7 protein-coding genes are annotated in these 13,466 nt (G+C 40.9%); all 7 read left to right on the top strand.

Annotation, left to right across the window (positions count from 1 at the left end; all coding sequences use genetic code 11):
- Window positions 1-79: 79 nt before the first annotated feature.
- The gene (locus tag ACLCDL_RS06260) at window positions 80-2,395 is read left to right on the top strand and encodes an NADP-dependent malic enzyme (protein WP_423147421.1); all 2,316 of its coding nucleotides are present in this window, start codon (window positions 80-82) and stop codon (window positions 2,393-2,395) included.
- A 36-nt stretch (window positions 2,396-2,431) separates the two neighbouring features.
- Window positions 2,432-3,016 carry a Holliday junction branch migration protein RuvA gene (gene ruvA, locus ACLCDL_RS06255; RefSeq protein ID WP_423147420.1) on the top strand — a complete coding sequence of 195 codons (585 nt, stop codon included), beginning with the start codon at window positions 2,432-2,434 and terminating at the stop codon, window positions 3,014-3,016.
- A 20-nt stretch (window positions 3,017-3,036) separates the two neighbouring features.
- Window positions 3,037-10,068 (top strand): T9SS outer membrane translocon Sov/SprA, encoded by a 7,032-nt coding sequence (gene sov, locus ACLCDL_RS06250; RefSeq protein WP_479725324.1) that lies wholly within the window; start codon window positions 3,037-3,039, stop codon window positions 10,066-10,068.
- Between the two features lie 68 nt (window positions 10,069-10,136).
- Window positions 10,137-10,517 (top strand): glycine cleavage system protein GcvH, encoded by a 381-nt coding sequence (gene gcvH / locus ACLCDL_RS06245; protein WP_423147418.1) that lies wholly within the window; start codon window positions 10,137-10,139, stop codon window positions 10,515-10,517.
- Entirely contained in the window at window positions 10,517-10,912 is a 396-nt protein-coding gene (locus tag ACLCDL_RS06240; RefSeq protein ID WP_423147417.1) for a VanZ family protein, read from the top strand. The genes gcvH and ACLCDL_RS06240 overlap by 1 nt, the downstream gene beginning before the upstream one ends.
- Window positions 10,913-11,132: 220 nt before the next feature.
- Window positions 11,133-11,348, top strand: coding sequence for a FeoA family protein (locus ACLCDL_RS06235; RefSeq protein WP_423147416.1), 216 nt, complete (start codon window positions 11,133-11,135; stop codon window positions 11,346-11,348).
- A gap of 2 nt (window positions 11,349-11,350) precedes the next feature.
- Window positions 11,351-13,465 (top strand): ferrous iron transport protein B, encoded by a 2,115-nt coding sequence (feoB, locus tag ACLCDL_RS06230; RefSeq protein ID WP_423147415.1) that lies wholly within the window; start codon window positions 11,351-11,353, stop codon window positions 13,463-13,465.
- Window position 13,466 lies beyond the last annotated feature (1 nt).

Here is a 13,466-nt window from a genome sequence, read left to right as displayed (position 1 = left end):
TAATCCTTTTTTCTGCCTTACAGACCTCTTTTCTCCTGAAAAGAATCGTAATTTTACCCATAGTACCAAACATTGTTAAATGAGTAAAATTAACAGGAAAAGGGATGCTTTAGATTACCATGCTTCAGGCCGGCCTGGTAAAATACAGGTTTTACCAACAAAGCCAACTAATTCACAGCGTGATCTTTCTTTGGCATATTCACCAGGTGTTGCAGAGCCTTGTTTAAAAATAGCCGATAATACAGATGATGTTTATAAATATACAGCCAAAGGTAATCTGGTAGCAGTAATTAGTAACGGGACAGCAGTACTGGGTTTAGGTGATATTGGGCCTGAGGCAGGAAAACCTGTAATGGAAGGTAAGGGCCTGCTTTTTAAAATTTTTGCTGATATTGATGTTTTTGACCTGGAGCTGGCGACGAAAGATGTAGATGAATTTGTAAGGATTGTTAAAGCTCTTGAACCTACTTTTGGCGGTATCAATCTGGAGGATATTAAATCTCCTGAATGTTTTGAGATAGAACGACGGTTGAAAGCCGAGATGAATATCCCGGTAATGCACGATGATCAGCATGGAACCGCTATTATTTCTGCTGCTGCACTTTTAAATGCCTGCGAACTTCAGAAGAAAAGGCTGGATAAAGTAAAAATAGTAGTGAATGGTGCAGGTGCGGCGGCCATATCCTGTACCAGGTTGTATGTCAGTCTCGGTGCTAAAAAAGAAAATATAGTTATGCTCGACCGGTCTGGAGTGATCCGAACTGACCGGCAAAAACTTGACACGCTTAAAGCAGAGTTTGCCACTTCGAGAAACATCCATACGTTAGAAGAGGCCATGAAAGATGCGGATGTTTTTATAGGACTTTCTTCTGCCGATGTTTTATCGGTAGAAAGCCTGAAGTCTATGGCAAAAAGTCCCATTGTTTTTGCGATGGCTAATCCTAACCCCGAGATTGCTTATGATCTTGCTGTAAATGCCCGTAAAGATATTATTATGGCTACCGGCCGTTCTGATTTTCCAAACCAGGTAAATAATGTTCTTGGGTTCCCATATATCTTCAGGGGTGCTTTGGATGTAAGGGCTACTGCGATAAATGAAGAAATGAAGATTGCTGCGGTGCATGCCATTGCCGATCTGGCCAAGAAACCTGTACCCGAGGCTGTAAATCTCGCTTACAATATTAAAAGCCTCAAGTTTGGTAAGGACTATATTATTCCCAAACCAATGGACTTGCGTCTCATTAATACTGTTTCGCCGGCAGTGGCGAAAGCAGCAATAAGCTCGGGAGTTGCAAAAAAAGTTATTACCGACTGGGCCGCTTACGAGGAAGAATTATCGAAACGCCTGGGTATGGATGATGCAATACTGCGTGCAATAACTAATAAGGCGAAATCAGATCCGAAGCGAGTTGTTTTTGCCGAGGCGGATCATTATAAAATTTTAAAAGCTGCACAAATTGTAAAAGAAGAAGGTGTAGCTATTCCAATCCTTTTAGGAAATAAGGAACGGATCCAGGAGCTTGTAAAGGAAAATGCACTTGAATTGAATGGGGTAGAAATTATTGATCCTTTCCAGGAAACCGCTAAATCAAAGCAATACGCAGAGTTTTTGTACCAGAAACGCCAGCGTCGGGGAATAAACCTGTTCCAGGCAAAAAAACTGCTTCGTGACCGGAATTATTATGGATCGTGTATGGTGGAGTTCGGGGAAGCGGATGCGCTGATATCAGGTCTTACTAAGGATTATGCTTCTACCATTAAACCGGCATTGCAGATTATAGGCACCTCGCCGGAAGTCAGCCGTGTAGCCGGTATGTACATGATGCTCACTAAAAAAGGCCCTGTTTTTTTTGGTGATACTACAGTCAATAAAAATCCTTCCGTTTCAGAACTGGCGGATTTGACGCTGCTGCTAAACAACGCAGTAAAAAGATTCAGTATTCAGCCTCGTATCGCTATTCTTTCTTATTCTAATTTTGGCTCAGTAGAAGGCGAAATACCGGATAAGACACGTGAAGCGGTGCAAATACTTCGGGAACAGTATCCTGAAATTCTTGTAGACGGCGAAATGCAGGCTAACTTTGCACTAAACAGCCAGCTTCTGCAGGATAATTTTCCTTTCAGTTGTTTAGCTGGAACTACAGCAAATACACTTGTATTTCCTAACCTTGAGTCAGGAAACATTGCCTATAAGATTTTACAGGAGTTAGGCGGTGCAGAAGCGGTAGGGCCTATACTTTTAGGTTTAAAGAAACCGGTTCATGTGCTGCAGCAGGGAAGTTCTGTTCGCGAAATAGTGAATATGGTTACAATTGCGGTAGTGGATGCGCAATCGAAAGAAGAACAATTATCTCAGAGTAAAGAAAAACGAAGTTTATTTAAAAGAAAATTGTAGCTCAATATATATCAAACACTCTCAATACGCTCAAAAATGTATGCTTATATAGATGGAAAATTAGTTTTCAAATCTCCCACACACGTCATTATCGATACTAATGGAATAGGCTGGCATATTCTTATTTCCTTAAATACATACTCCGCTTTAAAAGACCAGGAAAGGTGTAAATTATTTACATGGCTCCATGTAAAAGAAGATGCGCATACGCTGTATGGCTTTGCTGATGAAGGTGAGCGTCGCTTATTTCAGCACCTGATATCTGTTTCAGGTATTGGCCCTAACACAGGGCGAATGATTTTATCATCCATTACTCCCGGCGAAATTCAAACTGCCATTGTAAAAGGCGATGTTTCTCTCATTAAAAGCATTAAGGGAATCGGCCCCAAATCTGCTCAACGTATTATTCTTGAACTGCAGGACAAATTAAAAAAAGAAGGACTTGAAACTTTAACTGCTCTTCCGCAGTATAACACCGCCAAAGACGAAGCACTATCTGCCTTAATTATGCTGGGATTTGCTAAGAACTTAGCCGAAAAAGCTATCGACCAGGCCATGAAAACAAATTCAGAAGGATTATCAGTTGAGCAATTGATAAAAATAGCGCTTAAAAGCTTGTAGGTTAATTAATGCTTGAAGGTTTGAAGAAGTTCTTTACCTCTTTTCTTGTGGCTTTTTTACTTTTCCAGGTAATTTTGTTTACCGGGAAAGTATATGCGCAGAAAACTGATTCAATACAAAAAGATACCATTTCACTGCGTTATCCTTTTGGTGATACACGACAGCTTGAATTAAATCCCCGTTCAGGGTTTTACCTGCCCAATCCTTCAAATATTAAACGTACTGTTGAATTTGATCCTGTTACTAAACAATATATTATCCGGGAAAAGATAGGCGACCGCTTGTACCGGGTACCTCAGTACCTCAGTATTGAAGAATACCAGCGCTATGAGGACAACCTGATTAAACTGAATAACTGGAAAAAACTTTCAGAAACTCCAGTTGCGGAGCGGCAACCCGGCTTTATTCCTCAGGTTAAAGTAAATAACAGGGCTTTTGAACGCATTTTTGGAGGATCAACTATTGATATTCGTCCGCAAGGCTCTGCAGAGCTGACACTTTCGGGCAGGTTGAACCGGAATGAAAATCCTTTATTTAACGAAAGGCAGCGGCGCCAGGGGAATTTTGATTTTGATGAGCGTATTCAGATGAATGTGGTTGGCCAGATCGGTGAAAAGATGCGGATAACCACTAACTATAATACAGAAGCGCAATTTGATTTTGAAAATCAGATTAAACTCGATTATACCGGAAAACCTGATGAGATCATTAAAAAAATAGAGGCTGGAAATGTAAGCCTTCCTTTAAGTTCATCATTAATTACCGGCAGCCAGGCTCTTTTTGGTCTAAAAACCCAGCTTCAGTTTGGGAAATTAAATGTTACCAGTGTTTTTTCGCAGCAGAAATCGCAGCAAAAGGAAATTCTCGTTACAAATGGATCGCAGCAAAATGAGTTCAGGATAAGTGCAGATAACTACGAAGCAAACAAACATTTCTTCCTGGCCCAATATTTCAGGAATAATTATAACCAGGCTTTAGCCAATCTGCCCATTATTTCTTCAAATGTCAATATTACAAAGATCGAAGTTTGGGTTACAAACCGCAATAACAGTACGGTGGATTCCAGAGATGTACTTGCCTTTATTGATTTAGGGGAGAATCGGCCCTATAATACTGTTCAGATAAGAGGAGGAGCAGGTTTCTCGGGTTTGCCAGCAGGCTTTTCAAGTGCTGATTTTCCACAGCAATCAAACAACTTATTACAAAACCTGCCAGCGGGAACCAGGCTAACAAACTCGAATGTGATCAACGCGTATTTCCAGGCGAATGGCGCAACAGACAATTATGTCAAGTTAACCTACGCCAGGAAGTTAACCGACCGTGAGTTTACGTTGAACCCGCGTTTGGGCTACATTTCCCTGAATACCGCTTTAAACGGTGATGAAGTGCTGGCAGTGGCTTTCCGGTATAATTATAACGGAACCGAATACCAGGTAGGTGAGTTTTCTACAGATATTCCGGTTGATCCAAATAATCCGCAGGTTTTATATGTAAAACTTTTAAAGAATGAAACGTTAAAAACGAACCTGCCTACCTGGGATCTGATGATGAAAAACGTCTATTCTCTCGGCGCTTATCAGGTTAGCAGGAATAATTTTAATCTTAATATAACACGGCTGGATGAAAATTCCGGTGTTGAAAAGCCGCAGATAACCGAAGGCCAGAATACTTCGGGTAAATTATGGCTGCAGGTTACGGGTCTGGATAATTTGAACCAAGCGGGTGATAAAAAGCCCGATGGGTATTTCGATTTTCTGGAAGGTGTTACAATTGATCCGCTGAATGGGCGTATTACATTTCCGGTAATTGAACCTTTCGGATCAGACCTGGCAAAACGTTTTAATTCTGCTTCCGAACAGAATCTCATTCAAAAGTACGTTTATCAGCCTTTGTATGATTCAACCAAGGTAATTGCACAGCAATTGTTTCAAAGGTTGAACCGGTATATCATTCGGGGAACTTATCAGTCGGAAGTGAGTAACGAGTTTCAGTTGAATGCGATTAATATTCCGCAGGGCTCTGTGCAGGTAACTGCGGGTACTTTGCCTTTACAGGAAGGAGCAGATTTTACAGTAGACTACAACATCGGCAGGGTTCGGATTTTAAACCAGGCCCTGTTAAATTCAGGTCAGCCTATCCGTATTAAAATCGAGAATAATGAGTTGTTTGGATTACAGCAGCGCTCACTGTTCGGAACCAGGTTTGATTACCGGATGAATAATAAATTGAATCTGGGCGGAACGATAATGAATCTGACGGAAAAGCCTTTAACGCAAAAAGTAAACATCGGCGAAGAAGCTATTTCCAATACCATCTGGGGGCTTGATGCAAATTATAGCTCTAATTCACGATTTCTTACCAGGCTGGTTGATAAAATTCCGTTCATAAATACTAAGGAAACTTCTACCATCACTTTCTCGGGTGAGTATGCTAACTTAATTCCCGGCCATCCTAATGCGTTAAATTTTGCAGGAAGTAAAAACGGATCGAGTTACCTCGATGATTTTGAAGGCAGCCGTTCAATAGTAGATCTGAAAAGTGCTGTTGCCTGGCAAATTTCGGGTACGCCGCAGCTTTTTCCAGAAGCGCAGCTTAACAACGATCTTGCCTATGGGTATAATCGGGCCAAACTTGCCTTCTATAATATTGATCCTATATTTTTTAACCGGAATAATTCGTTAACCCCATCCAATATTAAAGGTAATAAGAACGAACAGTCAAATCATTACGTTCGGGAGGTTTTAGAGCAGGAAGTGTTCCCTTTTAAACAATCCAGCACAGGGCAACCTTTAACATTGCCAACGCTCGATCTTGCATTTTATCCTGCAACACGTGGACCGTATAATTTTAGTACTACCGGTTTAAATCCCGACGGGACATTGCAAAATCCCAAAAGTCGCTGGGGCGGTGTTTTTCGTAAGTTGGAAAGCAATGATTTTGAAGCTCTGAATATTGAATATATTGAGTTTTGGGTATTAGACCCTTTTATTTATAAGCCTAACTCGCAAGGGGGAGATTTGTACTTTAATCTTGGAAGCCTTTCTGAAGATATTCTTAAGGATGGACGAAAATCATTAGAAAACGGGCTTCCTGCCGATGCTGATCCTTCCAGGACAGACCAGACTGTATGGGGAAGAGTACCTAAACTGCAGCCGGTAATTCAGGCCTTTGACAATAATCCCGATGCAAGGAAATACCAGGATGTTGGTTTAGACGGATTAAGAAATGAAGACGAGCAACAACAGTTTGCTGCCTTTTTAAACCAGACCCGTTCCAGGTTAAACCCTGCCGCTGCCGATGCTTTGGCTTCAGACCCCGCTTCGGATGATTATCAATACTATCGGGGAGGAAGCCTGGATAATGCAAATGCAGGAATCCTGAAAAGGTACGAAAATTACAATGGTTTGGAAGGAAACTCAAAAACTTCAGAACAATCGCTCGCTGAAACCGGTATTGAAAATTCTGCATCAACTTCCCTGCCCGATGGAGAAGATATTAACAGGGATAATAATTCGTCTCTTTCTGATGAGTATTTTCAGTACAAAGTATCTATCCGCCCGCAGGATATGATCATTGGCAATAACTTCATTACCGATATTGTGCCTGCAAAGGTTAAGCTGCCTAACGGGAAGCAGGAGGATGTAAAGTGGTATCAGTTTAAAATTCCGCTTTCTCAATATCAACAGAAAGTAGGAAATATCGAAAATTTCAAATCCATACGTTTTGTACGAATGTTCATGACCAACTTCGCCGACACATCCATATTACGGATGGCCCGTTTGCAGCTGGTAAGAGGAGAGTGGCGCCGGTATAATGCGGAGAATAACCCTGTAAAAGTATTGGCAGACCCGGCACTGGGCACAAACCCGGGACTTGATAATTCTGCCATTGATGTAAGTACAGTTAATATTGAAGAAAACGGAAAGCGTTCGCCGATACCGTACGTAGTACCTCCGGGAATTGAACGTGAAAGGGACTTCAGTAACTTTAGGGGCGATACGCGTCAAAATGAGCAATCGCTTGCAGTGAATGTAAAAAACCTTCGGGATGGGTACGCTAGGGCTGCTTTTCGTACCACGTACAATGACTTCCGATCCTATAAACATCTTGAAATGTTTATTCACGCAGAAGGAGACCAGGTACGGGACGATGAAATAAGTGCGATTGTAAGAATCGGAACTGATAATCAGGATAACTATTATGAGTACGAAATTCCTTTAAAAATAACAAATCCCGGATCACGCGATCCGTATGTTATCTGGCCTGATGCGAATAAGCTGGACGTGGAACTCGCAAAATTTCAGCAGGCTAAAACCGCCCGTAACATTGCTTTTTTAAATGGTCAGCCCTGGCCAATGAACGTCCCGTTCGAATATATGGACGGCGCAAATAAGATTACCATTATGGGGCAGCCTGACCTGAGCAAAGTACGGGTATATATGCTTGGTGTTCGAAATCCCTTACGCAACCAGGCAAATCCTTCTGCCGATGATGGCCTGGAAAAATCAGCACAGGTGTGGTTCAATGAGCTAAGGCTGACGGATTTTGACGAACGGGGTGGATGGGCGGCAACCGCCAGGGTAAATGCAAAACTTGCGGATTTTGCAGACGTAACTGTCTCCGGAAGCAAGAGTACAATTGGTTTCGGGTCGATAGATAGAAGGGTTAGTGAAAGAAACCGAAGCGAAGACCGCCTTTTTGATGTTTCTTCAACTATTGAACTCGGTAAGTTTTTCCCCGAACGTACAGGATTAAAAATCCCAGTGTTTATTAATTATTCATCGCAGGTATTTACCCCGCAATACGATCCCTCATCGCCAGACATTGAGCTTAAAAATGCGTTGAAAGCGGTACCTCGCTCTAAAAGAGATTCTATACTTCGCATTTCTGAAGATTATACAACCCGGCGTAGTTTTAACTTTACTGATATTCGGAAAATTAAAACGGATCCTCAAAGTAAAATACATTTGTGGGATATTGAAAACTGGAGTGCGACGTATGCCTACAATGAATTTTATCACCGTGATTTTATAAATTCCCTCAGCCTACAGCGAAATTACCGGGCTGCATTAGCATACAATTATCAGAACCAGGCAGAACCGATTTCTCCTTTCAGTAAAATAATTAAATCAAATACGCTTGCTCTGCTTAAGGATTTTAATTTCAACCTGCTTCCTTCGGTGTTAAACTTTCGCATCGATGTAGATCGGTTATACTCAGAAAATTCGTTAAGAAATAACGACCCGAACAATTTTATTCCTGTTAATACAACCTATAATAAAAATTTCCTGATGACCCGTTTGTATGGTATCAGCTGGAATTTAACCAAATCAATGCAGGTTGATTTTAACGCAACAAACTATTCTGTTATTGATGAACCAGAAGGCCGGATTAATGGTTTAAAACGTGATACCATTTGGGAAAACCTGAAGCGCCTGGGCCGTACCACAGATTATGGACATACATTTAATGTAAACTACACGCTGCCTCTTAATAAAATTCCTGGTTTTGACTGGGTAAATGTGGTAGCACGATATGGCGCCCGTTTCGACTGGCAGTCTGAGCCTTTAGCAACATTGCGAGATCCTGATATTGATTTTGGAAACACCATTCAAAACTCGCGTACTTTTCAGTTAAATCCCACTTTAAACTTTATATCCTTATACAACAAAATAGGATTTATCAGAAGGGCGGATAAAGATGAAAATTCACCGAAGAAATTTTTAATCAAGGCCTTAACCAGTATCCGGAACCTGACCGGCGCTTATACCCGCACAGAAGGTACGTTTTTACCGGGCTATCTTCCTCAAACAAATTCGTTGGGTTATGATTTTGATGCCAATGCCCCCGGCTGGGATTTTATTTTCGGTTCGCAATCTGATATTCGCGGAAGAGCAATAAGAAATAACTGGATAACAACGGATACGCTGCAGAACCAGATCTTTAGTACAACTTTTAAAGAAGATTTGAATTTACGCGGTACACTTGAACCAATAACAGACTTACGTATAGATTTAACCGCCCTGCGCAGCCGTAGATTTAACTATTCAACCACATTGAAATTTAATCCCGAAATAAATGCTTTCGAAGATCAGAGCCCAATAACTACCGGAGATTACAGTGTTTCTGCTTTTTCTTTAAAAACCGCTTTCAGTAATGGAAATGATCTGTTTCGTAAATTTGAAAGAAACCGGGGGATAATTTCAAGGAGGCTGGGTGCTTTAAATCCAAACTCCAATGGAACCTCTGACGGATATGCGGATGGCTACGGAAAAAATTCACAGGATGTTGTTATAGCTTCATTCCTTTCTGCCTATACAGGCAAAGATGGAAGTGCTGTCAAATTGAATGATTTTCCTGAAATTCCGATTCCTAACTGGAGAATTACATACAATGGCCTGACCAAATTTCCAATTTTTGGTGATCTGTTCGCTTCTTTTGACCTGAATCATGCCTATAATTCAACCTATAACGTGAACGGGTTCAATTCCCTGGTGCGATATCGTGAAGAAAACGGATTTGTTGCCGCAAAAGATGTAAACGGAAATTTCCTTCCTTTTTACCAGTTCAGCCAAGTTACTTTATTTGAGCAGTTTGTACCATTAATTGGAATGGACATGCGGTTGAAGAACAATATGACCGCTAATTTTGAATATCGTAAATCCAGAGCTTTAAGTTTAGGATTATCAAACAGCCAGCTTGCGCAGCAGAACGATGCTTCTCTGGTTTTTGGTTTTGGAGTACGAACTACAAAATTCCGTTTTCCTTTCGGCCTCTTTAAAGGATTGAAATTAGACAACGACCTGAACTTTAAACTGGATCTTTCAATAAACGATCGTAAAACAGTTATTTACAGGGCAGATGTAGAAGATCCCGAAGTCTCTTCAGGTTCTAAAAATATAAGTTTCCGGCCTTCTGTTGATTATGTTTTGAATCAGCGCTTTAACCTGCGTTTGTTTTATGATAGCAATGTAACCAAGCCTTACACTTCACAAACCTTTAATACCGCTTTCAGCAATTTTGGAGTGAGCCTGAGATTTACGCTTCAATAGTATTCTTATATCAATTTGCTCTTTGCTATGAAGAATCAGAAAGCTATTTTTGAGAAAAAATCAGAACCATGAATTTTCCATCCGAATTAAAATATACCAAAGACCACGAGTGGATTAGGGTAGAAGGCACAGAGGCTTTTATCGGCATAACCGAATTTGCACAGCGTGAGCTTGGCGATATTGTGTATGTTGATATCAATACCGTAGGCAAGGACATAAATAGCGAAGAAGTATTCGGAACGGTAGAAGCCGTTAAAACAGTTTCGGATCTTTTTATGCCAGTTGCGGCAAAAGTTCTTGAAATTAACCCTCGTTTGGATGCAAATCCCGAACTGGTTAATCAGGACCCTTATGGTGAAGGATGGATGGTAAAAGTATCTGTAAAAAACTTGTCTGAAATTGATTCGCTTATGACCGCGGAAGAATATCAGAAACAGGTAGGAGTTTAATGTTTCGGACTATAAGATACCAGTACCCGGCAATTTTATGGTCGATAATGGTACTGGTATTGTGCAATCTTCCGCCTTCTTCTTTTAACAAAGTTCCTGCATTTCCGGGCATTGACAAGCTGGTACATACCGGTTTCTTTTTTGTGCTTACAGTATTCCTGTTTTTTGGAAAAATAAGGCAACAACACAGCTTTTCTTATCGTATACTAACTATTGTTAAAATTATACTTCTTACCGGCTTTTTAGGCGGTGGTATTGAACTGCTTCAGCTGGAAGTATTTACGTACCGGTCTGCTGACTGGTGGGATTTCTTTGCGGATATGACAGGAGTAGGAATGGGAGTATTTAGTTATATATTACTGCACAGATCGAACTATGATGAAAAAAGCGTTTAAATTTTTCCTGTTTTTATTTGCCGGATCTTTAATAACCGGTTGCAGCCTTTTTAAAGGAAACTGTCACTGCCCGAAGTTTGGTTCTAATTCACATTTGAAGCCGGTGGTAGTTTCAAACGGCTTCAAAAAGTAACGATTTCGTTTTTGTGATATAAATCACGTATTCTTATTTGGATTTATTTTAAATAAGAGATATTTTTGTTCAGTTTAGAAATCGAGCATGAAACTTTCACAACTTGAACCTGGGCAATCTGGAGTTATAAAAGAGTTTACCGACCTGGAAATGTCAGTAAAGCTGATGGAGATGGGATGTCTTCCGGGGGAATCTATTGTGGTAGAGCGCTTAGCGCCTCTTGGAGATCCAATGGCTATAACCGTTTCAGGTTACCAGCTTAGCCTTCGCAAGCGTGAAGCTTCTACAATAATATTACAATAGCTTTGAGTTTGAATCTGAAAGTTGCCCTTGTTGGAAATCCCAATACGGGTAAGTCAACTTTATTTAATGCGCTAACCGGGCTTCATCAGAAAGTAGGAAACTTTCCTGGAGTTACGGTTGATAAAAAAAGTGGCACTTGTAAGCTTTCAGATGGTCGTATTGCTCAAATAACCGATCTGCCGGGTACTTACAGCCTCTATCCTAAAAGTAAGGATGAAACTATTGTTTTCGAAATACTTGCCAATGCCAAAAATCCTTCTCATCCGGATATTGTCGTTGTGGTAGCAGATGCATCTAATTTAAAACGAAATTTACTTTTATATACCCAGGTTGCAGATCTGAAAATTCCTGTTGTTATTGCCTTAAACATGATGGATGTTGCAACAAAGGCAGGAATAAAAATTGATGTAAACGGTCTTTCAAAACGTTTGGGTGTACAAATAGTACCTGTTAGTGCTCGTCAGGGCGAAAACATTGATGCCTTAAAAGAGGCATTGGCAAACACTTCTGCTATCGCTTTACAAAACGATACGATTGAAGTAGAAGCATTAGCCCCGGGTTTAATTAACAAGATCAGTACGGAATTGTTAATCGACAGGCCGTATACAGCTTTACAGTTTGCACACCAGCACGAGAATCTGGGCTTTCTTACACCTCAGCAAAGCGATCGGATTGAAGAGCTGGAACAAGAGTTTTCTTTCCATTCTCAAAAAGCACAGGCTGCAGAAACCATAGCCCGGTATAACTTTATTAACGATGTGCTGTTTGATGCGGTAAAGCTAAATCAGGAGGCGATAAAAGAATCTGTCAGTAATCGTATTGATAAAATACTAACTCATAAAGTTTGGGGATTTGTAATTTTCCTGGCGATTCTGCTTTTGATTTTCCAGTCTATTTTTGCCTGGTCTGAGTACCCAATGACTTTAATAGAGCAGCTTTTTGTCTGGCTGGGAAACATAGGGCATGAGTTTTTACCTGCTGGAATTTTAACAGACCTTCTTATAGACGGCGTGCTTGCCGGGCTGAGTGGCGTATTGGTATTTATTCCGCAAATTGCTATTCTTTTCGCTTTTATTTCTATCCTTGAAGATACGGGTTACATGGCCAGGGTGACTTTTATGATGGATAAGATTATGCGCAAGGTAGGACTGAGCGGAAAATCTGTTGTGCCAATTATTGGTGGGTTGGCTTGTGCCGTACCTGCTATTATGAGTACACGCAATATTGAAAGCTGGAAAGACCGTATCATTACCATTATGGTTACTCCGCTGGTGAGTTGTTCTGCCCGCCTACCTATCTATACGTTGTTAATTTCGCTGGTAGTTCCGGACGAGAAAGTGCTGGGTTTTTTTAACCTGCAGGGCCTTTCGCTCATGGCCATGTACATTATCAGTATGGTAAGCGCTGTGGTTGTAGCATGGGTAATGAAACGATTAATAAAGGCCCGTGAACGGGGATACTTTATCATGGAACTTCCCGTTTATCGTATGCCGCGGTGGTCAAATGTGGGGCTTACCATGTATCAGAAAGTGCAGGCTTTTGTTTTTGAGGCAGGTAAAGTAATTATAGCTATTTCAATTATTCTGTGGGTTTTGGCATCTTATGGTCCGCCCTCCAGGCAGCAGGCTATTGAAAGTAAATATCAAACACTTCAACAAACCGAGAGAATCCCGGCTGATGAACTCGATCGTTTGAAATCCTCAGAGAAGCTTGAAAGCTCTTATGCAGGCATAATAGGAAAATCAATAGAACCGGTAATTAAACCTTTGGGTTTTGACTGGAAGATCGGCATTGCATTGATTACATCTTTTGCAGCCCGCGAAGTTTTTGTAGGAACGATGGCAACTATTTACAGTGTTCAGGGAGATGATGCCCATGTGGAAACAGTACGGGATAAAATGTCGGGTGCTAAAAATCCTGACACAGGGAAGCCCGTTTTTACTTTTGCCGTTGCTTTTTCTCTGATGATATTTTACGCCTTTGCCATGCAATGTATGAGTACGCTGGCAGTAGTTTATCGTGAAACAAAAAGCTGGAAATGGCCCATTATTCAGCTGGTATATATGACTGCTCTTGCGTATCTTGCAAGCTTAGTTGTATACCAGGTTTTAAAATAAT

Source organism: Rubrilithobacter danxiaensis, from assembly GCF_047272945.1.
Lineage (GTDB): Bacteria > Bacteroidota > Bacteroidia > Sphingobacteriales > Sphingobacteriaceae > Rubrolithibacter > Rubrolithibacter danxiaensis.
Note: the sequence above shows the minus strand (reverse complement) of the source record. Positions and strands in the feature narration are given on the sequence as shown.

Excerpts from the sequence above, each read along its gene's own strand:
- gcvH (WP_423147418.1), top strand. The coding sequence starts at position 10,137 with ATGAATTTTCCATCCGAATTAAAATATACCAAAGACCACGAGTGGATT.
- ACLCDL_RS06235 (WP_423147416.1), top strand. The coding sequence starts at position 11,133 with ATGAAACTTTCACAACTTGAACCTGGGCAATCTGGAGTTATAAAAGAG.
- ACLCDL_RS06240 (WP_423147417.1), top strand. The coding sequence starts at position 10,517 with ATGTTTCGGACTATAAGATACCAGTACCCGGCAATTTTATGGTCGATA.
- ruvA (WP_423147420.1), top strand. The coding sequence starts at position 2,432 with ATGTATGCTTATATAGATGGAAAATTAGTTTTCAAATCTCCCACACAC.
- ACLCDL_RS06260 (WP_423147421.1), top strand. The coding sequence starts at position 80 with ATGAGTAAAATTAACAGGAAAAGGGATGCTTTAGATTACCATGCTTCA.